The organism is Methylomonas sp. (assembly GCF_023228165.1).
Classification (GTDB): domain Bacteria; phylum Pseudomonadota; class Gammaproteobacteria; order Methylococcales; family Methylomonadaceae; genus Methylomonas.
Map to the genome: position 1 here is coordinate 132,800 of NZ_JALOBS010000009.1, position 20,887 is coordinate 153,686.

Annotated in this window: 23 protein-coding genes; 17 read left to right on the top strand and 6 right to left on the bottom strand. The window is 51.0% G+C overall.

Translation table 11 applies throughout. The features are described 5' to 3' along the window. Positions 1 to 11: 11 nt before the first annotated feature. Complete coding sequence (gene xdp1 / locus M0R33_RS08785) at positions 12 to 902, top strand: exosortase-dependent surface protein XDP1 (protein WP_292567899.1); 891 nt, start codon at positions 12 to 14, stop codon at positions 900 to 902. A 114-nt stretch (positions 903 to 1,016) separates the two neighbouring features. Here xdp1 and M0R33_RS08790 read toward each other — a convergent pair whose 3' ends face one another. Then, on the bottom strand, positions 1,017 to 1,433 hold the full coding sequence (locus M0R33_RS08790) for a DUF2721 domain-containing protein (protein ID WP_292567901.1): 417 nt from the start codon (positions 1,431 to 1,433) through the stop codon (positions 1,017 to 1,019). A gap of 207 nt (positions 1,434 to 1,640) precedes the next feature. Between M0R33_RS08790 and M0R33_RS08795 the strand changes: the two genes are divergently transcribed. Beyond that, positions 1,641 to 4,040: an ATP-binding protein gene (locus M0R33_RS08795; protein ID WP_292567903.1), complete on the top strand. Its 2,400-nt coding sequence runs from the start codon at positions 1,641 to 1,643 to the stop codon at positions 4,038 to 4,040. A 64-nt stretch (positions 4,041 to 4,104) separates the two neighbouring features. On the opposite strand, the gene M0R33_RS08800 is transcribed toward M0R33_RS08795, so the two are convergent. The 3 genes from M0R33_RS08800 to M0R33_RS08810 form a co-directional block, all read right to left on the bottom strand. Beyond that, positions 4,105 to 4,464, bottom strand: coding sequence for a hypothetical protein (locus tag M0R33_RS08800; protein WP_292567904.1), 360 nt, complete (start codon positions 4,462 to 4,464; stop codon positions 4,105 to 4,107). 762 nt (positions 4,465 to 5,226) lie between these two features. After that, positions 5,227 to 6,153, bottom strand: coding sequence for a PilZ domain-containing protein (locus M0R33_RS08805; RefSeq protein WP_292567906.1), 927 nt, complete (start codon positions 6,151 to 6,153; stop codon positions 5,227 to 5,229). 256 nt (positions 6,154 to 6,409) lie between these two features. After that, positions 6,410 to 7,255: an aldo/keto reductase gene (locus M0R33_RS08810; RefSeq protein ID WP_292567908.1), complete on the bottom strand. Its 846-nt coding sequence runs from the start codon at positions 7,253 to 7,255 to the stop codon at positions 6,410 to 6,412. A 215-nt stretch (positions 7,256 to 7,470) separates the two neighbouring features. Here M0R33_RS08810 and nifE point away from each other — a divergent pair, with 215 nt between their 5' ends. The 7 genes from nifE to M0R33_RS08845 all read left to right on the top strand — a co-directional run bounded on the left by nifE (position 7,471) and on the right by M0R33_RS08845 (position 12,084). Further along, positions 7,471 to 8,910 (top strand): nitrogenase iron-molybdenum cofactor biosynthesis protein NifE, encoded by a 1,440-nt coding sequence (nifE, locus tag M0R33_RS08815; RefSeq protein WP_292567910.1) that lies wholly within the window; start codon positions 7,471 to 7,473, stop codon positions 8,908 to 8,910. A gap of 1 nt (position 8,911) precedes the next feature. Continuing rightward, positions 8,912 to 10,309 (top strand): nitrogenase iron-molybdenum cofactor biosynthesis protein NifN, encoded by a 1,398-nt coding sequence (gene nifN, locus M0R33_RS08820; RefSeq protein WP_292567912.1) that lies wholly within the window; start codon positions 8,912 to 8,914, stop codon positions 10,307 to 10,309. Positions 10,310 to 10,353: 44 nt separating this feature from the next. Continuing rightward, on the top strand, positions 10,354 to 10,785 hold the full coding sequence (gene nifX, locus M0R33_RS08825) for a nitrogen fixation protein NifX (protein ID WP_292567954.1): 432 nt from the start codon (positions 10,354 to 10,356) through the stop codon (positions 10,783 to 10,785). Positions 10,786 to 10,848: 63 nt separating this feature from the next. Next, the gene (locus M0R33_RS08830; protein ID WP_292567914.1) at positions 10,849 to 11,322 is read left to right on the top strand and encodes a NifX-associated nitrogen fixation protein; all 474 of its coding nucleotides are present in this window, start codon (positions 10,849 to 10,851) and stop codon (positions 11,320 to 11,322) included. 11 nt (positions 11,323 to 11,333) lie between these two features. Then, positions 11,334 to 11,549: a CCE_0567 family metalloprotein gene (locus M0R33_RS08835; RefSeq protein ID WP_292567916.1), complete on the top strand. Its 216-nt coding sequence runs from the start codon at positions 11,334 to 11,336 to the stop codon at positions 11,547 to 11,549. Positions 11,550 to 11,559: 10 nt separating this feature from the next. Continuing rightward, a complete protein-coding gene (gene fdxB / locus M0R33_RS08840; RefSeq protein ID WP_292567918.1) occupies positions 11,560 to 11,877 on the top strand; it encodes a ferredoxin III, nif-specific in 318 nt (105 codons plus the stop codon). Positions 11,878 to 11,904: 27 nt separating this feature from the next. Continuing rightward, on the top strand, positions 11,905 to 12,084 hold the full coding sequence (locus M0R33_RS08845) for a hypothetical protein (protein ID WP_292567920.1): 180 nt from the start codon (positions 11,905 to 11,907) through the stop codon (positions 12,082 to 12,084). Positions 12,085 to 12,272: 188 nt separating this feature from the next. Here M0R33_RS08845 and M0R33_RS08850 read toward each other — a convergent pair whose 3' ends face one another. Continuing rightward, a complete protein-coding gene (locus tag M0R33_RS08850; protein WP_292567922.1) occupies positions 12,273 to 12,524 on the bottom strand; it encodes a hypothetical protein in 252 nt (83 codons plus the stop codon). A gap of 58 nt (positions 12,525 to 12,582) precedes the next feature. Here M0R33_RS08850 and M0R33_RS08855 point away from each other — a divergent pair, with 58 nt between their 5' ends. From M0R33_RS08855 to M0R33_RS08880, 6 genes are read left to right on the top strand one after another with little or no spacing between them, the layout of a single operon-like run. Then, positions 12,583 to 12,906 (top strand): (2Fe-2S) ferredoxin domain-containing protein, encoded by a 324-nt coding sequence (locus M0R33_RS08855; protein WP_292567924.1) that lies wholly within the window; start codon positions 12,583 to 12,585, stop codon positions 12,904 to 12,906. A 3-nt stretch (positions 12,907 to 12,909) separates the two neighbouring features. Continuing rightward, positions 12,910 to 13,416, top strand: a complete 507-nt coding sequence (locus M0R33_RS08860) for a hypothetical protein (protein WP_292567926.1) — start codon at positions 12,910 to 12,912, stop codon at positions 13,414 to 13,416. Then, on the top strand, positions 13,413 to 13,790 hold the full coding sequence (locus M0R33_RS08865; protein ID WP_292567928.1) for a hypothetical protein: 378 nt from the start codon (positions 13,413 to 13,415) through the stop codon (positions 13,788 to 13,790). Before M0R33_RS08860 ends, M0R33_RS08865 begins: the two co-directional genes overlap by 4 nt. An 8-nt stretch (positions 13,791 to 13,798) precedes the next feature. Beyond that, positions 13,799 to 14,773: a DUF364 domain-containing protein gene (locus M0R33_RS08870; protein WP_292567930.1), complete on the top strand. Its 975-nt coding sequence runs from the start codon at positions 13,799 to 13,801 to the stop codon at positions 14,771 to 14,773. 4 nt (positions 14,774 to 14,777) lie between these two features. After that, a complete protein-coding gene (locus tag M0R33_RS08875) occupies positions 14,778 to 15,221 on the top strand; it encodes a hypothetical protein (protein WP_292567932.1) in 444 nt (147 codons plus the stop codon). A 1-nt stretch (position 15,222) separates the two neighbouring features. Then, on the top strand, positions 15,223 to 16,479 hold the full coding sequence (locus M0R33_RS08880) for a (Fe-S)-binding protein (RefSeq protein ID WP_292567934.1): 1,257 nt from the start codon (positions 15,223 to 15,225) through the stop codon (positions 16,477 to 16,479). 63 nt (positions 16,480 to 16,542) lie between these two features. On the opposite strand, the gene M0R33_RS08885 is transcribed toward M0R33_RS08880, so the two are convergent. Continuing rightward, the gene (locus M0R33_RS08885; protein WP_292567936.1) at positions 16,543 to 16,839 is read right to left on the bottom strand and encodes a hypothetical protein; all 297 of its coding nucleotides are present in this window, start codon (positions 16,837 to 16,839) and stop codon (positions 16,543 to 16,545) included. A 540-nt stretch (positions 16,840 to 17,379) separates the two neighbouring features. On the opposite strand from M0R33_RS08885, the gene M0R33_RS08890 reads away from it, so the two are divergent. Then, positions 17,380 to 19,785: an EAL domain-containing protein gene (locus M0R33_RS08890; RefSeq protein ID WP_292567938.1), complete on the top strand. Its 2,406-nt coding sequence runs from the start codon at positions 17,380 to 17,382 to the stop codon at positions 19,783 to 19,785. A gap of 396 nt (positions 19,786 to 20,181) precedes the next feature. Continuing rightward, positions 20,182 to 20,886 carry an MASE1 domain-containing protein gene (locus M0R33_RS08895; protein WP_366043432.1) on the top strand — a complete coding sequence of 235 codons (705 nt, stop codon included), beginning with the start codon at positions 20,182 to 20,184 and terminating at the stop codon, positions 20,884 to 20,886. The last annotated feature ends 1 nt before the right edge of the window (position 20,887 follow it).

Sequence of the window (20,887 nt, forward strand, 5' to 3'; positions counted from 1 at the left end):
TGGTGACAGAAATGTTCAAACCCAATTACTTGCTGCTAGCAGCACTATTATCTCCGCTAACTGCGCACGCAACGGCTAATTATAACTGGAGCTTCACGTCGTCATCCTGTGACAACAACAACTGCTCTGGCGTAAGCTCTAGTAGTTACGGAAATTCACAAACTTTTGATTCCACGGCAAACACAGACATTTCCGAGGTGAACGTCAGAGCTTTTTCCTCGACCAAAGATATTGATAGCACTGAAACGCGGGAACAATTTGAAACCGCTAAATTGCAGCTTTGGAGCGGCGGCTTAGGCGCGACAAGCCGGGAAGATTACGGGAGTTCACCAGACCATGCTTTCGACAACGGAGGCGGACGTTATGATTCCTACGAAGCGCCCGGTGGAGATGTCGATGCCGCTCTTTTCGCGTTTAACCAAAGCACCACACTAAATTCAATCTCTATCGGCTGGGATAACGGCGCCGCCGATATTTCGGTACTGGCATACACGGGTGCGAACGGCTCAATGACCAACCCAGAGGACATAACCAATAAGTCGTTTCTGGATCTGCTAAACAGCGGCTGGGAATTTATAGGAAACTACCTAAATCTGGACTCGCCATCGAACCCAACAGTTGCTATAAACACCGGCAATGTATCCTCCAGCTACTGGCTAGTAAGCGCCTATACCAGTTGCGCAAGCGGTACTTGCGATGCGTCAGACCCATATTACGGCAATGATTATTTTAAAATATCGGGCTTAGGCGGAAGCACTGGCGGAAGCACTGGCGGCGGCGGCGGCGGCGGTAACAACGGCAGCGTGCCAGAACCTTCCAGCCTATTACTATTGGCTGTCGGTTTGCTGGGCTGGCGCTTAAACCGTAATAGCAAAGTACCAGTTGAAACTATAGCCGCTTAACATAAACGATTTTTCAAATTCAAAACCGTCTTTCCCAAAACTGGAAAGACGGTTTTTTTATACCTAAATCTTGCCGCGGCAACCCTGAAATCCGCCGGCTGCGTAGCCGCCTGATCAGACCGAGCGTGTCGCCAAAGCGATTTCCTTTAAAAAGCATAATAAGCCCGCTATCAAAGCCAGCATTGCAGCGATAAACAACGTAGAAACCGCACCCGACAGATCGAATTTCAACTGCACCGCCACAAACAAGGATGCAATCGACAAACAAACGCACAAGGCGGATAAGGTACACAAACTAATCGCCCGCCGAATCCAGCGGGTGCGTTTGGCCAGATTAACCTCTTCCCTTGAATGACTGTTTCGCATCCGTTCCGCTGTCATCTCATTCAAACGCCGACTGCGATCGATTGCCCTACCCAAACGGTTAGTCAGCACACCAAGAATCGAGCCTATGCCCGTCAATAGAAAAACCGGCGCAACAGCCTGTTGAATCGCCAGAGATACGGTAGGAATATCGGTCAGATTAGGCATGATAAGAAATGAAATTAAAAGGGCGGACAAAAACCGGCATAGTTTCTGCGGAATTATCCTAAATTTAGCGCCGCTCGCCTAAAAATTTGATTCCGATCCCCTACAACCAGCACAATAGCCCTTGCAAGAAGCAAATATATACATAAACGCTTTCCTAAATATACGGCTTGTCACACGCTAAACTCTCAACTTAGGACAACTGCACCCATGACCACTAAGGCCCTCACTCCCGACCAGCTCTACAAATCCTGCAATCTCGAGCAACTCAGCTTCGAGTCGAGCGAAGAACTGGATGACATCGATGCAATACTGGGACAAGAAAGGGCCATAGAGGCGATTAAATTCGGCCTACGGGTGGCAAAACCCGGTTACAACATCTTTGCCATGGCCCCGGACGGCACCGGCAAGCTGACCACCGCGATGCAACTGGCCGAACAGGAGGCACATCATCAGCCGGTACCGTTCGATTGGTGTTATGTGCATAACTTCACCCAGCCGGCCAAACCCAAGGCGATTCACTTGGAGCCGGGACAAGGCCGGGGATTTCAGCGGGACATGGCCGAGTTGATCGACGAACTCAGCGTAGCTATCCCGGCCGCGTTCGACGGTGACGAATACCGCTCCCGCGCCGGCGAACTGGAAAACGACTCCCGCCAACGCGAAGTCGGTGAAATTACCAAACTGCGGGACGAAGCCGAAAAAGCCCACATTATTTTCACCGAAACCGCCACCGGCTACGCCTTTCTACCGGCGGATGACAATAACGAACCCTTAACCCCGGAACAATTCAACAAACTGGATAAAGACCGTCAGCGCCAGTTTCACGATACGGTTTTAGACCTGCAGGACCGCCTGCGGAATGCGATCACAAAATTCCCGCAATGGCGCAAGGAAACCAAGCGCAAATTGCAGGCGTTAAACCGGGAAGTAGCCGAGCTGGCCGTCAGCCATCCTATCGAAGAACTGAAACAAAAATACGCCAAATGGCAGCCGATACTGGATTATTTGCTGGCCGTGCAAAAGGACATCATCGAACACGTGCGCGACTTTATTCCGCACGGCGAAAAAGTATTGTCGTTTATGGAAGTACCGCAAGAACCGCAGCCCTTCAAACGCTACCAAGTCAACTTAATGGTCGACCTGAGCCACAAACGCTCGGCACCGGTAATTTGCGAGGATTTACCCAACCACGGCAATCTCATCGGCCGCATCGACCATCAAGCGCAAATGGGCTCACTGGTGACCGACTTTACCATGATTAAGCCCGGCGTATTGCATAAAGCCAACGGTGGCTATTTAATGATCGACGCGCGCAAATTGCTGCAGCAACCCTATGCCTGGGAAACCTTGAAACGCACCCTAAAAGCCGGCGAAATCCGCATCGAATCGCTGGAAAGAGCCTTGAGCCTGATCAGCACCACCTCGTTGGAGCCGGAGCCCATCCCGTTGGATATCAAAGTCATCCTGCTCGGCGACCCCATATTGTATTATCTGTTGAGCTACTACGACCCGGAATTCCAGGACTTTTTCAAAGTCGCCGCCGATTTCGCCAATAGCGTCGATCGCGAACACAACTGCATGGAATACGCCCGCCTGCTGGCCACCATCGCCAAACGCGAAAAACTGCGTCCGCTCAGCCGTCAGGCCGTTGCCAGGGTAATCGAACACAGCGCCCGGTTGGCCGATGATGCGGAAAAACTACTCACGCATTTGCGCAGCATTAAGGACCTACTCACCGAAGCCGATCATTGGGCCGGCGAAAACGGCCACCCCCTGATCGCCAACAGCGACATCCAGCAAGCCATCGATCAAAAAACCCGCCGCTCGGACAGATTGCGTGACCGGCTGTACGAAAACATTCAGCGCGGCATCATCATGATCGCCAGCGAAGGCGCGGTGGTCGGCCAAATTAATGGCCTGTCGGTATTGCAACTGGGCGAATTCGCCTTCGGTCAGGCCTCCCGGATTACCGCCACCACCCGCATGGGCAACGGCAAGGTGGTGGACATCGAACGTGAGACCGAACTGGGCGGTGCCATTCACTCCAAGGGCGTAATGATTTTGTCCCACTTTATCGCCGCTCGCTATGCCCGCAACACGCCGTTTTCCATGGTCGCCAGCCTGGTATTCGAACAATCCTACGGCCATATCGAAGGCGACAGCGCCTCGCTGGCGGAACTGTGCGCCATCTTGTCCTCGCTGGCGCAAGTGCCGCTGCGCCAGGATCTGGCCCTGACCGGCTCGGTCAATCAATTGGGCCAGGCGCAGCCCATCGGCGGTGTCAACGAAAAAATCGAAGGCTTTTTCGATATTTGCCATGCCCGCGGCCTGTCCGGCAGCCAAGGCGTTATCATACCCGCCAGTAATGTTGCGCATCTGATGCTGCGCTGGGATGTGGTACATGCCGCCCAAGCCGGGCAGTTTCATATTTACGCCATCGAGACCGTCGACGAGGCCGTATCGTTGTTGAGCGGGATAGATGCAGGTGCGGCGGATAGCGACGGCCAATTTCCGGTTGAATCGTTTAACGGCAAAATCGACGCCCAATTACGCAATTTCACCGGCTTGATGAAGGCATTTACTAGCAGAGAAAACCCCGAAAAATAATATCGTCGGCAAAATTTTGGTGCAGGCCATGCATCCGCTTTTGCGGCAGCATGACCCTCAAGGCTTAATCTTGTTTTTTGATACGCTTCATGGTGATGGAAACCAACCCGCCGCCCTGAACCAAAGTATCGTCATCGACAATCTTCCAGGCTTCTTCGGCGCCGTCATCTTTTTTCAACACCAGATACCGTTCGCTGCCCGAATCGCGAACGAAGATATCCTGATATTGGGTGCGGATGCCGTTGCTATCGATGTAGTCCGGGCCGATGACGATGGTCTTGCCGTCTGTCCCTGTCACTTTAGCAAAGGCGTCCAGGAATTCGAGCGACGAGCCGACCTGCTCGGTGTATTCGCCTTCGAAGCCGTGGCCGCAGCCGGCCAGAATCAAGGCTAATCCCAAAATTAAAAGTTTTTTTAGTTTCATGGTGGTGGTTCCTTTTTTTGGGGATTGTCGGCGATATAGCGGAAATGATCAATCAAAACGGGGTTTGTGTCGCTTTTGCGACGGGTGTTTTAAAGTCGGTTTCACGAAACACCTCCATGTATTTCGCCCTTCGGGTGCTAGGCATGCAAATCGGCAATCCTGCCGGTTTGCCGGACCGACGGCCGAGATACTTAGGCTACAACCATCCTTAGTTTTCGCCCTAACGGACCAGCCGTTGGCTGTTCAAATTCGCTCCAGGCGAATTTGTGCGTTGCCAAAAGAAAACATCCAAAGAAAAAGCAACCCGGATGCCGCGTAGCGTATTCCTGCGCACATCAGGTTTGAACGGGGTTTTCCGAAGAGGCTTCCCTGTCCCACGAAAAACGCGGCATCCCTGCATCGCCTCTGCGGGCAAATTCTTCGCTCAAACCCTGCGGTGCTCGGCGCGGCAGAATGGGAAAAAGCCCCGCGCGAAATTTAAAACTATTGCATTAATGCAAAAAAGGCCAATCACGCAATCGCGGGAAATTTCCTATGTCATCCGAAATTCAAATATTCGTCCGATTAAGCTAGGCCAATCGGACCTACGGCCCTTTCAGCGCTTCTGGCTAGCTGGTCAAAAATCCGTAACACCCGGAAGTACTTATCAATCTCGCTAAGACCATAATAAATTCCTCTCAAGCCATCGCTTTACGCCGTTTAAGCGGGATTTCGGCCGCGCCCCGCCAAAAACGATTATCTTGACGGGCGCTACCGTTATGATCAAAGCCCAAACATCACGTAACCACTTATGACTGCAACGCTCAAACTGATTACCTTAAGTTTATCCAGCCAAGATTTCTCGCCCCAGTAATAAAGCATGCTGGCTTTTTTGCGCAGCAAAAATTTGGCAGACTTTTGACTAAACCTTTTGATGGCTAACCAACTAAAGCGCACCACTAGCAACATCGCAATAAACTCTATACCCTGCTGCACATAAAAACCGACAATGTCCGTCAGCCTTGGCGTGGTATGAAACAGATAGGGTATTGAACGTTTTAGGCCCAAGCCCAGATAATCGGAGGCCAGAAACCACAAGTCTAAAATAGCATCGCTGAAACGGTCGATTAGCTCTATTACAAGCCCGAATATGTCTTCCGGCATTAATAATAATACCGTTAAAAAACTCGCTAAAAGCCCGTAGCCGACTAATTGATATTTTTTGCGTTTAGCAACGATACTATTAAGTAATGCACGGTCTTCCGCCGTTAAATTGACAAATTGGGCCCCCACCAAATAAGGATACCGGTCGGTTTCATGAGGATTACTAGGCTTGCAATACACCACTTTGCAGCAGGTCATGACGACTGTCATGCTGGATAACAAAAACAACCTGATCATTAAATAATCACCCGCTTTTAGTTGATCCTTACCGGTAAAAGCAATGCCGCTGGAACTGAGATTGACGTTGAGCGTATCGTTTTCCTGGCTTTGAGAGCCGGGTAGCGATTGAGCAATGGCGAGTTTTTCAACCTCTTTAGCAATTGGTTCCAGGGTTTGGTTTACCGAGTAATCGGTGAAAAGAGCATCGAAATCGGGTTTGGCCGTATTAAGTTGATGCTGATCTATTTTGTGATAGAAAAGATTTACCTGCTCATAAATCCGAAAATCAAGTCTACGATTGGTTTTTTGATTATTTAACTTAAGCATATAGGCGAAGAATTCCTAAAAAGGCGCGGTAAACTCAATTAAGAACAGGAAAATAGCGGTTTAACGTAACCACTTGAACCCGGTTTGACCCATCATGGTTAAAACGGTCTGAAAGACATCCGTAATAATTCGTCACTGCCCCGGCGGGAATCCCGCGGACTGAATTTACCCGCCCCTCACTTCCAGAAAACAGACGAATTTGAATTAGTTGCCCCTAAAGTTTAGTTTCAGCTTTGTCGGCTTCAAGCCATGCATACTAGCCGAGCAAAGCGTCGATACCGGCGCATTCAGCCGGCGTCAATTCAAACTTAAAAATCTCTAAATCTTCCTGCATATGTTGGGCGGAAGTGGTACCGGTTAACGGCACTATGCCGATTTGCGTCAAATAGCGAAACCAGATTTGCGCCGGGGTACGCCGATATTGCTCCGCCAATTTCTTAACTACCACACTGGCTAATATTCCGGGGTTCGCGGTTAATGTCCAGAAGCTTTGATAAATAACCCCATGCGCACGGCAAAATTTGCGTAACTCAATATCGTAATGACTGTCGGCGTAAAAACGATTCTGCAGCACAGCAGGCTTGATGGTTGCCGCCTCATATAAAAACTTAAACAACGCCGGGTCGTAGCAGTTACTGATACCCAACTGCCGGACACCTCCGGACAGCACAATATTTTCCATCGCATGCCACACCAGCATGAGATCCTGCTTATTCGCCAGCGGCGAATGCAACACCCATCCATCCAGATAATGGGTGCGTAAATTGACCAGCGATTTTTGAAAGGACTGCGACACCTGCTCGCCGAGCGCCGCTTGCGGATCGTATGGAAGCTGTTGCGGATCCTGCCCGCTAAGCGGGGTAAATTTGGTCTGCAGATAAATCTGCTCGCGCCCCAGACCCAATTCGAATGCGGCGTATAAAGCGTCGCCCACCCCGGGTTCAAAATAATGTTTGGGCTGACAAGCGGTATCGATGCCTCGAAAGCCGTTTTCCAAAGCCAACCCGACCCATTCGGCGGTCCGCTGTTTTTTCCAGGCGGTGCCGTAAAGCAGGCTCGGCATAGCCACGCCCGCCGAGCTAATTACTACATGATCTTGCATAAGGCCTCCTACAAATCCGGCCATCATAGTAACCGAGATTGCGTTTGTCCGCAGATTGTCGCGATTTTGTGATTTTAATGTAGCTATCCTGGCTTATTCACAGCGCTTTGTAGCATTTACTACAAAGCCTTACTTTAATAAATCTAACAAAGTCAACGTCTTAAACACTGGCACAGCCGTTGCTTTGTTATAAACAAAAAGCGAGGTGTGCTGCCATGAAATCGACCAAAGATATTGCGGAACTGCTGGACGAACCGGCTTGTGAGCATAACAAGAAGGAAAAGTCCGGCTGTGCCAAACCCAAACCCGGTTCGGCCGCGGGTGGTTGTGCTTTTGACGGGGCGCAGATTGCCTTGTTACCCATAGCCGACGTGGCGCATATCGTTCATGGTCCTATCGCCTGTGCCGGCAGTTCCTGGGATAACCGCGGCACGCGTTCATCCGGTTCGCAGCTTTACCGCATCGGCATGACTACCGATTTAACCGAACAAGACGTGGTGATGGGCCGCAGCGAAAAACGCCTGTTTCACGCCATCAAACAAGCCGTCGAAACTTATAATCCGCCCGCTGTATTCATCTACAACACCTGTGTGCCTGCCTTAGTCGGTGACGATATTAATGCGACCTGCAAATCCGCCGCCGAACGCTGGGGCGTGCCGGTAGTGCCTATCGATTGCGCCGGTTTTTACGGCACCAAAAACCTGGGTAACCGGATAGCCGGCGACGCCATGGTCAATCATGTCATCGGTACCCGCGATCCCGATCCGCTACCGCTTGGCACCGAGCGCCCCGGCATCAAGGTTCACGATGTCAATCTGGTCGGCGAATACAACATTGCCGGCGAATTCTGGCACGTGCTGCCGCTACTGGACGAAATGGGTCTGCGGGTGCTGTGCACCTTGTCCGGCGATGCGCGTTTCCGTGAAGTGCAAACCATGCACAAAGCCGAAGTCAATATGATGGTGTGCTCCAAAGCCATGGTCAACGTGGCCCGCAAACTGCAGCAAAGCTACGGCACGCCCTGGTTCGAAGGTAGTTTCTACGGTATCACCGACACCAGCCTGGCGCTGCGCGACTTTGCCAGGGTAATCAACGATGCCGATTTGATCGAACGCACCGAAGCCATTATCGCTCGCGAGGAGAATCGCATTCGCGCAGCCCTGGCGCCGTGGAAAGAACGTTTAAAAGGTAAACGTGTACTGTTATTTACCGGCGGCGTAAAAAGCTGGTCGGTAATCTCGGCGTTACAGGATTTGGGTATGGTGGTGGTTGCCACCGGTACCAAAAAATCCACCGAAGAGGACAAAGCCCGCATTCGCGAACTGATGGGCGAAGAGACATTGATGATAGAAGACGGCAGCCCGAAAGCCTTGTTAAAAGTGGTTGCCGATTACAAAGCCGACATCTTGATCGCCGGCGGCCGCAATATGTACACCGCGTTAAAAGCCCGCATTCCTTTCCTGGACATCAATCAGGAACGCGAATTCGGCTACGAAGGTTATCAAGGCATGCTGGAACTGGTCAGGCAATTGGCCTTGACCCTGGAAAGCCCGGTTTGGGAAGCCGTGCGGGCGACACCGCCCTGGCGCAGCGCCGGCTTGAAAAAGTCGAATACTGTAGTCGAACAAGAGCCGGTAGCGGCTCGGGCGGCTTGAAATGGCTGAAATCGTCAAACGCAACAAAGCCCTATCGGTCAATCCTTTAAAGGCCAGCCAGCCTACCGGCGGTTCCCTGGCTTGTCTGGGTTTTGATCGAGCCATACCGATGCTGCACGGTTCGCAAGGCTGTACCGCATTTGCCAAAGTATTCTTCGTACGGCATTTTCGTGAGCCGATTCCGTTGCAGACCACGGCAATGGATCAGGCCAGCTCGGTGCTGGGCGCCGACGAAAACGTCATCGAAGGCATCAAGGCCATCGCCGAAAAATCCAATCCGGCCCTGATCGCGGTGTTGACCACGGGTTTGGCCGAAACCCAAGGCTGCGACGTGCATCGCAACCTTCGCGAATTTCGCGAAAGATACCCCGAATACGCCCATGTGGCCGTGGTAGCTGTCAATACCCCCGACTTTACCGGCTGCGTGGAGACGGGTTACGCCGCCACCATTTATGAAATCGTCAAGGCCTTGGTGCCGGACGCCGCCAGTGCCGGCACCCAGCCCGGCATTCGCCAGCGCCAGGTGAATTGTTTGGTCAGCCCGATGCTGACGCCAGGCGATCTGGAAGCCTTGCGCGATTTGATCGAACAATTCAATTTACGCCCGGTGCTGGTGCCGGATTTATCCGACTCCCTGGACGGCAGCTTGACTGACGACGATTTTTCACCGGTGACCATAGGCGGCACGCCGGTATCGGAACTGGCGACGCTGGGCGAGGCTAAAGCTACGCTGGTGATTGGCGCCTCCCTGCGTAAATCCGGCCAGTTATTGCAGGAAAAAACCGGTGTACCCAGCCATTATTTCGACCATTTGTATGGCTTGCAAGCCAACGATGCGCTGATCATGGCGCTGGCCGACATCAGCGAAATGCCGGTACCGCAAAAGATTGAACGTCAGCGTGCGCAGTTGCAGGACGCCATGCTGGATACCCATTTCATGCTCGGTCAGCTAAGGGTTGCCATAGCCGCCGATCCCGACCAGCTCAACGCCTTGATCCATTTAGTGCAAGGCATGGGCGCCGAGGTAGTTGCCGCTATTTGCGCCGGCAACACCCCGGTGCTGGCGTCGGCGCCGGTGGACAGTATCAAGATAGGCGATCTGGAAGATTTGGAAGTGATGGCCAAGGAACGCAAGGCGCAACTGCTGATCGGCAACTCGCATGCCGTGGCCAGCGCCGAGCGTCTGGGCATTCCGATTTTGCGTATTGGTTTTCCGCTTTACGATGTCATCGGCGGTTATCAAAAAACCTGGATTGGCTATCGCGGCAGCCGCCAGAGCTTATTCGATCTGGCCAACCTAGTGATTAATTTCGCCCATGAGGAGATCGAGCCTTACTACTCGCCGTATGCGCAAAAACCCGAGTCCGAACGTCAAACCTGTGCGCCGTCATGTCATTAACCCGTCGCATGCAGGTCGTGCATCAATCCGAACAGGAGATCCCGATGGATACCGCCATCAAAGTCGCTTTTGCCACCACCGATATGGTGCATGTGAATCAGCATTTCGGCTCTGCGAAATCGTTTGCCGTCTATGCCGTCAATCCGGAACAGGCAGAGCTTATGGAAGCTGCCCAATTCGGTCAATTGGCGCAGGATGGCAACGAGGACAAATTGTCGGTGAAGCTGCAATTGCTGGACGGCTGTTCGGCGGTGTATTGCCAGGCGGTCGGTGCCTCGGCGATTAAACAAATCATCGCCCAGGGCATACAACCGATCAAAGTGCATGAGGGCAGCACCATAAAAGACTTGCTAAGCGATTTACAGACTGAAATGAAAGCCGGTCCATCCAGTTGGCTGGCCAAAGCCATCAATCAGAATAAAGGCCCTGATCCACAGCGCTTCGACGAAATGGAGCAGGAAGGCTGGGATGAATAACCGGCAACCTATTACCGTTGCAAAGCAACCCAAACAACTGAATTCAACAAACAGGAGATCACCATGTCCCAAGCAGCTTTAGCCGTAGAAACCGGCGAACCCTTCATGACGTCCGCTGTCGTCGTCGAAATGCTCAAACAACTTCGCGCACTCGATACCTACGACACGTACGAAGGTTGGTCGGACGAAAAAATCATCGACCCGCTGGTGATGACCAAGGAGCGCAAACGGGAAATCCCCATCATCGGCGACCCGGACGAAATCACGCTGGCCCGTATCAAAGCCTATTACAACAGCATTGCCTCGTTGATCGAAAAACGCGCCGGCAAAATGGCCGTCCCGGTGATCAATATCACCCACGAAGGCTTCGGCCGGGCGTTTGTGCTGGTCGGCAAATTGATCGTGGTGGATAAAACCCTGCGCGATGTGCACAGGTTCGGCTTTCCAAGCCTGGAAGATTTATCCACCAAGACAGAAGCCGTTATCGAAAAAGCCGTTGCTTTGATTGAACAATATAAAGAAGTAGCGGAAGCCTGAGGAGAAATCTCATGACTGACGAAGAACTGAAAAAATTGGAAAAAGAGGTCAAAAAGACCAAGCGTTTGGCCAGCGAAGCAGCCATGGAATTGCACGACTTGATCGAGGATAGGCTACCGGACGCTTACGGCGAACTGATGGGCATCGCTCAAAACACTTACGAAGCCTGTAAAGCCTGGGATGAAGCCAACCAAAAGCTAACGGCCGCGTCCGCGGCAACAGCGTGAGGTAACGGATATGAGCGAATTTGTAACCGGCACCACTTTCGGCGGCACAGTGTGGACACCGTCGTATGTAGCCGACATCAATCAGCGCAACTGCATCGGCTGCGGCCGCTGCTTCAAAGTCTGCCCACGCGATGTATTCGATCTGGTGGAAAAAGACGAGGTGCTGTCCGCCGAGGATTTCGGCGACGACTACGGTGACTTTGAAGACGAGGACGATAACAGCATGGTGATGAGCCTGAAGAATGCCGCGGACTGTATAGGTTGTGAAGCCTGTTCCAAGGTTTGTCCCAAGGATTGTTTTACCCATGAGCATAAGGCTGCTGCTTGATTTGTGTCGCTGACGCGACGAGTTTTTATGTCGGTTCTCGGACCGACAGCCGAGGTGCTTTTCTTTGCTTGTCCAAAGAAAAGCACCCAAAAGAAAGGACACCCCGATACCGCGATGATCCTGCGCGCCAAAGGCTTTGAACGGGGTTTCCCGAAGGGGCTTCCCAGCCCCGGCGGGAAACACGATGCATCCCTGCATCGCCCCTAAGGGCTGATCCGCTCAAAACCTCCGGTGCTCGGCGCGGTATTAGGGGAGTTTACACTCCGCGAATAACAAAGATTGTTCGATACGAAGGGTAAAAGCAAAAACTTTATTTAAACCAATAGAGCAACTCAGTGCGATTTTAGTCCCGTTATTTCGCCCCGAGCATCGCAGATTTTGACGAAAAAGGCCCTTTAGGTGAGCGGCAGGAAGCCGCTCGTTTTCGCAGGGCCAAGGACGGCCCTTCGAAAACCTTCGTCAAAATCGACAAATTTGCCAGGAGCAAATTTGAACAGCCACATGGCTGGTCCAGAGGGCGAAAACCATGGATGGTTTTCGTAAAAGCGCAGGAAAAAGGCGAAATTCGGGTCGCCTTTTCTTTGGATACTTTCTTTTGGCGAAGCAAAAGAAAGTATCGCGGCTGTCGGTCCGCGAACCGACTTCAATATAACCGTCGCGATAGCGACACCTAAAAGTTAAACCCAACAAAAGAGGAAAGCTATCATGCCACGCCCAGAAAAACACGTTTTCGTCTGTACCCAAAACCGTCCCGAGGGACATCCGCGCGGCTCTTGCGCCGCCAGTGGTTGTGCCGAGGTGATGAATGAATTCATGAACGAAATTCAAAGCCGCAACCTGTTCGAAAAAATCGCGTTAACCAACACCGGCTGCATGGGACCCTGTATGATGGGCCCAAGTGTGTTGGTTTATCCGGAGGGTGTCATGTACGGAAAAGTGGCTAAAGACGACGTCAAAACCATCATCGAACAGCATCTGCTTGGCGGTGCGCCGGTTGAGACCCTGGTCGTGCCCGCCGAGGTTTGGTAAGCCATGACTCAAAGATTACTCTTTGAAGAACGGGTGCTGTTTAGCCCTCATTTGCCCAAGGCAGTCAACCAATTGCTGCAACAGGCCGTGGCGGCCAGCCATGCCGAAAAACCGCTGGCGGAAAAACTGTTTAAACAGGCACAGCAACTCGACCCTGGCTGTCTGCAAACCTATTTTGCCTTGTATAAATTTTATTTTTATCAAGGCCGTTTGCAGGAAGCCGAACGCGAAGTGCTGGCCGGCCTTGGTCAGGCCGCCCGGCAAGGCGAATTTCCGGTCGATTTTCGGCAACTCGCCCGCCAAGCCGCCGAATGGGACATGTATGCCAGCGAAACCGCGCTGTTTTATCTGTATACCCTGAAGGCTCTGGCCTTCATCAAGTTACGCCAGGACCTGGCTGATGAAGCCCGGGCCATTTTGGCGGCAATGGAAGTGCTCGATCCGGACGATAAATCCGGCGTTTCCGTGATCATGCAATTATCCGCTGCTTTGGAGCCGGAGGCCGGATGATACTAGCCCTCGAACAACAGATAGCCGCTAAACGCGACTTCGGTACGGCGGTTTGCCGGCGCATCGGCGAGAATATCGCCAAGTTGGGTTTTTCAACGCAAACCAACATCAACCCGCCTAACTTCGACGCGGCCGAGTTTAGCTTGGTAACCGACCCTTTCACGCAAAGTCAGGACTTGGTCGGTTATTGGTACAAACCCGGTAAACAACGTATAGGACAAATTAAATTTCATGGTGACGGCAGTTTTTATGCCGAATACGATGTCGTCCAGCCCCACCCCAGCAAAAAGCACTTCTTCGTGGAGGCCATTAATGCCTGGGGCCAACAGGACAACATCAAAACCGAAGCCAAATTGCTCGACATTCCCCAATAGGTATCGTCATGGCCAATCCCAAACATGTGTATGAACTGTTGCTGGATCACTGCAGTAGTGAAGCGGTGGTGGACAATCTAATGATAGGGTTGGTATGGACCATTTGTAAAACCAAGGATCAAGCCGGCCTCGGCCTGGCTATGAGCCCCGGTCACGCTACCCGCACCCTGTCCTGGTCCGGCAATCTGACCGGCAAGCCGATTACCGATCTGGCGTCCTGGATTCTGGACTGGAACCCGTATCAGGCGGCGGTGGCCATGGCCGCGATCAACAGCTGCATTAACAGTCGTCCCTTGCCGGAATCAGTGATTTTACAGCCTGAGGCCGGTCACGCCAATCTCGCTGTCTTCGATTACTTTTTACCGCAACTGCATCATAAAAAAGTGGTGGTGATCGGCCACTACCCCGGCATTGAGCGCTATCAAGATTTGATGCAACTGAGCGTTTTGGAGAAACAACCCGCCGCGGATGACTTGCCCGACTCCGCCTGCGAGTTTTTATTGCCGACCGCCGATTGGGTGTTTTTGACCGCCAGCTCCATTCCCAACAAAACCTTTCCGCGCCTGGCCGAATTAGCCTGGAATGCCAAAACCGTATTAATGGGCCCCACCGTACGCTGGTTGCCGCAGTTACATGAGTTCGGCGTCGATTATCTGGCCGGGGTGGAGATCACCGACCCCAGCACCTTGTATCACACCGCGGCCCAAGGCGGCGGGGTAAAAATCTTCAGCCAGGGCTTGCGTTACCGGATCGCGGAACTGACTCCATCGATCAGCTTGAGTTGGTTGAAACAACAGATTGCCGATTGTGCTTCGGAAAGAACCCAACTCAAACAGCAAATGGAAAGCTGGTATGCCGCCGGCCAAAACCAGCGCTTCGCCAAAACCCAATTGCTGGAACGGGTGGACGCCCGGCTGTCCCGGCTGGATAGCAGCTATAAAGTCTTGTGGGACCGTTACGGTAAACAGCCGGGTATCAATTAATTTTATGAGCGACCCGATGGACTTTGCGCGGCATCGTCTGCTGCTGATGTATAAAGGCGATATCAGCGCCCTGGTCATGTTCGCCCAGCAATCCAACGGCAGCGTTTGTTTTCCGGAAGCCTTGCCGGCCTTGTCCAGCCCGCTGGAGCCGGAAGAGTTTGCGGAAGTTAAAGTCAATATCCTTCCCTCGGTACTGGTCAATCAAATCAACCAATTGTTGCAGCTGGATAATGATTTACTGCGTGTCGAAGCGGGTTTTAGCGAACAAATCGATACGCCCGGTGGCATCATAACAGTGCACATGGCCCGCTTTACCTTGCTGGACCCACCCCATCAGTTAATGCAAAGCCGCGACTGCCGGATGCGCACCCTGCCGGAACTGCGCGGCCGGCCACCGGCGGAAATGGAATTACTGAGACGGGCTTACACTACAATGATGGAAGGCTGAGATGTTCGATTTTATGGAGATGGATTTCAACGCCGCCGGCAAAACCAGCCAACCCATCGGCAGCGGCCCGTATATCCCCGATGCCGCTGAATGCATGCGTTGCGGCATGTGCGTCGGCAGCTGCCCGACCTTTCGGCTGTTTCAAATCGACGAAGAAACGCCTCGGCGGCGGATTCGTAGCATCAGCAAGCTATTGGTCGAAAACCAGCCTCTCAGCGATATGGAACATCAACACCTGCATAATTGCCTGCAGTGCCGAGCCTGCGAATCGGTCTGTCCCAGCCGCATGGCCTATGGCAACTTATTCGATCAGGCTCAGGCAGCCTTGCAAACCCCACGGAATTGGCTGGCGAAACTGGCTTTCCGCGTCATAGAGCAAAAACGCCGGCGCAACCGTTTAATGCCGCTGTTGGGCCTTTATCTAAAATCCGGCATGCGGAAACCGTTACGCAAAACCGGCTGGTTGAAAAAACTGCGGCTGGCCGAAGCGGAAGCACTGCTTACCCCACCCGCTTTAACCCCTTTAAAGCCGGCTTACCCGACTGCCGTAAACCGACGCGGCAGCGTGGCCTTGTTTACCGGTTGCATTGCAGAGCAATTCGATCGTGATACTTTGTTAGCCAGTATCACACTATTGAATGCCATCGGCTTTGAGGTCTCCGTGCCGCCGCGACAAGGCTGCTGTGGCGCCATTCATCAACACAACGGCCAAGCTGCCGCAGGCTTGATTGCCAACAATCTGCAAGTCTTTAATGCATTGCCCGTCGACGCAGTGATCCACACCGCTAGCGGCTGCGGCGCCATGCTGAGCGAATACCGGGCCGAGGATGAACAAGCCGTGCAACTGTTCAGCAACCGTTTGGCCGACATTAATGAATTTTTATTACAACATTGGCCGGAAGATTTGGTATTGAAGCCGGTCGATAGCAGCGTGGCCGTGCATGAACCCTGCAGCCAGCGCAACCTGCTGAAAAACCAACACGCGGTCTATGCCTTGCTGGACAAAATACCGGGCTTGTCGGTCGCGCCGCTGCCGGACAATCAAATTTGTTGCGGGGCCGGCGGCAGCTATATGCTGAGCCACCCGGAGAATGCCAAGGCACTAAGAAGCCTAAAAACCCAAGCCATTAGCGCATCCGCCGCGCGGATGCTGGTGAGTAGTAATTTCGGTTGTATGTGTTTTCTGAATGCCGACCCGGCCTTGAACGAGCAAAAATTTGTGCATCCCCTGCAACTGTTAGCCGCATCCTTGCCTTGATCTCTTGATAGTAAATACCAAACGGTTTGCGGCGTCCCTGCCCGCAAATCCGATTACCTGCGATTATTCGGCCATCAACGCCAGCCGATTTTGCAGCTCAACCGCCACCAGGGCATCATAATGTCGACGCAATACCGAGTCGGTTGGACGTGGAAACAGCTCGGCTTCTACTTCGGTTTTTAAGTGCATTAAAAACGTGTAGCTTTCCGCGGATTTGCCGGACTGAATCACGCTGGGCGCGGACGGGCCGTCTTGGCGGGATTCGGATTGGGTAAAATACCGAACACAATTAGCGAACGGGGTATATAGGCATGCCGCGAATAAAAACAGCATCATGGCCAATACAACGATTTCAAACATATCAACACCTCACGACGAGAAAATAAATTGCCGATCCGGCTTGCACGTTTTGAGCATAACGGCACGGCCCGGCACTTGCCTAAAAGCAATTAAAATGCCAGCTCCATAATTAATAAGACGTTGATTTATAAGGCAATATAATCGTCATGTTTTTTAACAAATGGGGTTTTGGTCCATTTTGTAGTAAAAACACCAATAACCTTACAAAGTAAGCAGAAATAACACAAAATATGAGCTGCGAAAATCTATTGCTTACCTACTCTGTATATCGGCGTTTAATTCCTTCCGCGTTACGCTAACGTTGATAATAGACAAATGACTCCCCTGCAGATGCACTGAGAATTCGCGTTAAAATGATTTTTCAGGATTTAGGCAGGCAATCCTTAACAAGTTTCCATAAGGATTTAAATTGTAAGTATTGGTATCTTGGCTTGTTAAATTAAACTGTTAATTACAGAGCTTGTGTTCCACATCATCTACTTTCGTCAGACAGACAAAACAATCACTATAAACAGCATTTCGCTAGAGGCCGATTAAGCCATGGAAGATCATTTTCACGCCGATTTTTATGGCTTTGTGATAGACAGCGAGCTAGGCCTTTCCTTTGCCGGCAAGCCCGTCGGCCTGCACCCTAAGGAATTCAACATGCTGCTTGAACTGGTGAAGCATGCCGGCAAACGAGTCTCCAAGGATGATTTAATCGCCAGAGTCTGGAATAACACCCCCACCTCGGATGAAAGTATCTCCCGTTGTCTGTCTATATTGAAATCGACGCTACGCCAGACAAGCCCCGGCACGGAATTATTGATAAAAACCGAATATGGGCAGGGTTATCGTTTTATCGGTCAAATCGGCAAACCGGCAACATTTGTCAATGAAGAAAACTTTTTTTTGTTGATCAATACCACTAGAAACTTAATTACGTTAAAGGATGGACAAAGCCGATGGCAAATTGCAAACAACGCCTGTCTAGAGCTATACGGATTAGTCGGAAAAGCGTGGCAAGGCAAGACCTGCGCTGAACTGACCGCTATTTGCGATGAGAAATGCCGCCACTATTTTGAAATTAGCCAACAATTTGATAAGCAGGCATGGCAAACGGGACAACCCGTTGAATTGACCCTGTCGACCCCCCCGTCGAAAGAAAACAACCTGTACCGTAGCCGTGTGTTTGAAATGATTAAAACACCTATTTTCGAAGCAAACGGCAGCCGTAAAGCCTTAATCACTTTGGGGCAAGAAATTACAGACCGGCTGGAAAATGAGCGGCAGGGACGTCTGATGAGCAAAGTGCTGTCGAATAGCGATGAGGCCGTATTGATCAGCGATCAACACAACAACATCGTTTATGTCAATGATGCTTTCACACAAATAACCGGCTATACCTTAAATGAAGTAGCCAATAAAAATCCGCGTATTCTGTCTTCCGGCCGGCATGATAAAGCGTTTTACCAGGAGATGTGGCAACACATCCTTACCGAAGGCACCTGGCATGGCGAAATATTGGATAGGCGCAAAAACGGTGAAATCTATCCTAAATGGCTGAATATCAGCACGGTGCATGATAGCGACGGCACCTTATGTAATTATGTTGCAATCTTTAGCGATATTTCCAAACGTAAAGCCGATGAAGCCATGCTCACTTTCCTGGCTTATCACGATCCTCTGACAAAATTGCCTAACCGTCTTTTGTTGCGCGACCGATTTGATCAAGCGGTGGGCATAACCCACAGGCACGATGCCGGTTCTGTAGCCCTGCTTTATCTGGATTTGGATCAATTTAAAAACATTAATGACACTTTGGGACATGAAATTGGTGATCGCCTGCTAATAGCCACGGCCAAGCGTTTAGAAGCCAACGTGCGGGAGGTTGATACTGTCTGCCGCTTGGGCGGCGATGAGTTTGTCATTGTGCTCACTGATATGCCGGATTCTCATTCAGTATCGCTGGTGGCGCAGAACATTCTTATCCATCTGGGCGAAGTATTTGAAATCGATGAATATCGGCTGACCACAACTGCCAGCATAGGTATTGCCCTGTATTCCGTTGATAGCGATGATTTTGAAACCTTGTTAAATCTAGCGGACGCGGCGATGTATCACGCCAAAGACAGTGGTCGCAATACCTATCGATTCTATACCGATAAATTGAATATCGATGCGATGGAACGCTTGCGCTTGCGTAACGGATTGGCGAATGCTCTACTGAAACAACAGTTTGTTTTGTATTACCAACCGCAATTTAATTTGAGCAGTTCTCAATTGGTTGGGATAGAAGCATTGATACGCTGGAATCACCCGGAAAAAGGCCTGATGCTGCCCGATAAATTTATCCCGCTTGCCGAACAGACCGGACAAATCGTTCCGATTGGCGAATGGGTGATAAACGAAGCCTGCAGGCAGGCAAAGGCTTGGCAAAACCAAGGCTATGCACCGGTCAGAGTGGCTATCAATTTATCATCGCTTCATTTCAAACGTGGCGACGTTATCAAAATGATTACCGGCCTGGCTCAACAGCACGATCTAGACCCTCAATATATAGAACTGGAACTCACCGAAGCCATCATGCTTCAGGATGTTGATTATATTATGGAAATTATGAAAAAATTCAAGATGTTACACTTCACATTATCCATAGACGACTTCGGTACAGGCTATTCAAGCCTGGCGTTTTTAAAACGGTTTCGTGTCGATAAACTTAAAATTGATAATTCATTTATCCGTAATTTGGAAGTGGACGACCGTGATCTTGCCATCATTCGTTCAGTTATCCAGTTAGCGAATGGGTTTGATATGCGAACCATCGCGGAAGGCTTGGAAACCCAAGGACAACTTGACATTTTGCGGCGGGAAGGATGCCAGGACGGGCAAGGTTATTTTTTTAGTTACCCACTACCCGCCGACCAAGTCACAAAATATCTGCATCCCGGCCCGGTTCCAGGCTAGCATTTTCGTATCCATTCAAACCCCTTTCAAACACAGCCGCGGACGCAAATAGGCACACGCCTACTCCCGTCTCATTCTACCTGTAGCACAAACCCAAGCTTGTAACGTACACACAATCAAAGCAATTCAGGCATTAAAAAAATGCCGTCGATTCATGCCAATAAAAACCTAACATTGCCTATCTGCGAGAAAGACTTAGGCGTCTCCATAGCCGCACGGATTGATTCAAAAAAATTTCGGCCAATTACCTTAACTCTAATAATGTAATGATTTTGTAACATTTCCATTATCAAAGATTAATGCCTCCTGTGCCGATCTAATTATCTAAGAGAAGAATTTTTGAGCCTTAACTCCACCTATCGGATAGCTAACCTGTTACGGCTCGCTGGATTGGCGATGGCTTATGTTACCAGCGCATATTTGATGGCAATTCCATCTATCATCAATCACCATGGCACGGTTATTTGGATGCCTAATGGCGTTGCGCTTGCCATTATGTTGATTTCAGGACGGCAAACCTGGCCTGGAATAATCATAGGCTCGCTAGCCGCGGGATTAGTCCTTGAACCATTATCGATTGCGGTGTCCATAGCCTTCGCGAATGCTTTGGAAGTTTATTGCGCATCAGGCTTAATCAAAACCTACAACCGCGATTTCGATAGCGACTCACTGAGCACTAGCGACTTCATCACCCTCTTCGTCGTCACACCGTTAACCTCCTGCATTAGTGCGCTATTCGGCAGTTTCGCCCAGGGCTACCTTGGCCTTTTGGGGACGGACAAGCTACTTGTTAACGTTTTTCATTGGTGGCAAGCCGACATATTGGGTATTGTTGTTTGCACGCCTTTTGTACTGGTCTGGCGGCATCTACCCAGCGGATGGTTTAATCGCACCAAGCGTATATTCGAAACACTTATTTATATCCTGCTGTCATTTATCGTTTCCATGATGCTATTTTTGGATTTATTTAAGGAAACTTTCGGCGAGCTTTCGCGCGGGTACTGGGTATTTCTGCTGATTTTATGGGGAGCATTTCGATTCGGCTGCCATGGGGGTAACACTGCTTTTAATGATGGTCGCCGCCATTGGCTATCTGGGTAGT

What these genes read in the sequence shown, in the direction of transcription:
- M0R33_RS08880 (WP_292567934.1), top strand. Translation starts at nt 15,223, where the DNA reads ATGTTCGATTTTATGGAGATGGATTTCAACGCCGCCGGCAAAACCAGC.
- M0R33_RS08885 (WP_292567936.1), bottom strand. Translation starts at nt 16,839, where the DNA reads ATGTTTGAAATCGTTGTATTGGCCATGATGCTGTTTTTATTCGCGGCA.
- M0R33_RS08800 (WP_292567904.1), bottom strand. Translation starts at nt 4,464, where the DNA reads ATGAAACTAAAAAAACTTTTAATTTTGGGATTAGCCTTGATTCTGGCC.
- M0R33_RS08810 (WP_292567908.1), bottom strand. Translation starts at nt 7,255, where the DNA reads ATGCAAGATCATGTAGTAATTAGCTCGGCGGGCGTGGCTATGCCGAGC.
- nifN (WP_292567912.1), top strand. Translation starts at nt 8,912, where the DNA reads ATGGCTGAAATCGTCAAACGCAACAAAGCCCTATCGGTCAATCCTTTA.
- M0R33_RS08830 (WP_292567914.1), top strand. Translation starts at nt 10,849, where the DNA reads ATGTCCCAAGCAGCTTTAGCCGTAGAAACCGGCGAACCCTTCATGACG.
- M0R33_RS08875 (WP_292567932.1), top strand. Translation starts at nt 14,778, where the DNA reads ATGAGCGACCCGATGGACTTTGCGCGGCATCGTCTGCTGCTGATGTAT.
- xdp1 (WP_292567899.1), top strand. Translation starts at nt 12, where the DNA reads ATGTTCAAACCCAATTACTTGCTGCTAGCAGCACTATTATCTCCGCTA.
- M0R33_RS08890 (WP_292567938.1), top strand. Translation starts at nt 17,380, where the DNA reads ATGGAAGATCATTTTCACGCCGATTTTTATGGCTTTGTGATAGACAGC.
- M0R33_RS08860 (WP_292567926.1), top strand. Translation starts at nt 12,910, where the DNA reads ATGACTCAAAGATTACTCTTTGAAGAACGGGTGCTGTTTAGCCCTCAT.
- nifE (WP_292567910.1), top strand. Translation starts at nt 7,471, where the DNA reads ATGAAATCGACCAAAGATATTGCGGAACTGCTGGACGAACCGGCTTGT.
- M0R33_RS08855 (WP_292567924.1), top strand. Translation starts at nt 12,583, where the DNA reads ATGCCACGCCCAGAAAAACACGTTTTCGTCTGTACCCAAAACCGTCCC.
- M0R33_RS08895 (WP_366043432.1), top strand. Translation starts at nt 20,182, where the DNA reads ATGGCTTATGTTACCAGCGCATATTTGATGGCAATTCCATCTATCATC.
- nifX (WP_292567954.1), top strand. Translation starts at nt 10,354, where the DNA reads ATGGATACCGCCATCAAAGTCGCTTTTGCCACCACCGATATGGTGCAT.
- fdxB (WP_292567918.1), top strand. Translation starts at nt 11,560, where the DNA reads ATGAGCGAATTTGTAACCGGCACCACTTTCGGCGGCACAGTGTGGACA.
- M0R33_RS08865 (WP_292567928.1), top strand. Translation starts at nt 13,413, where the DNA reads ATGATACTAGCCCTCGAACAACAGATAGCCGCTAAACGCGACTTCGGT.
- M0R33_RS08805 (WP_292567906.1), bottom strand. Translation starts at nt 6,153, where the DNA reads ATGCTTAAGTTAAATAATCAAAAAACCAATCGTAGACTTGATTTTCGG.
- M0R33_RS08835 (WP_292567916.1), top strand. Translation starts at nt 11,334, where the DNA reads ATGACTGACGAAGAACTGAAAAAATTGGAAAAAGAGGTCAAAAAGACC.
- M0R33_RS08790 (WP_292567901.1), bottom strand. Translation starts at nt 1,433, where the DNA reads ATGCCTAATCTGACCGATATTCCTACCGTATCTCTGGCGATTCAACAG.
- M0R33_RS08845 (WP_292567920.1), top strand. Translation starts at nt 11,905, where the DNA reads ATGTCGGTTCTCGGACCGACAGCCGAGGTGCTTTTCTTTGCTTGTCCA.
- M0R33_RS08870 (WP_292567930.1), top strand. Translation starts at nt 13,799, where the DNA reads ATGGCCAATCCCAAACATGTGTATGAACTGTTGCTGGATCACTGCAGT.
- M0R33_RS08795 (WP_292567903.1), top strand. Translation starts at nt 1,641, where the DNA reads ATGACCACTAAGGCCCTCACTCCCGACCAGCTCTACAAATCCTGCAAT.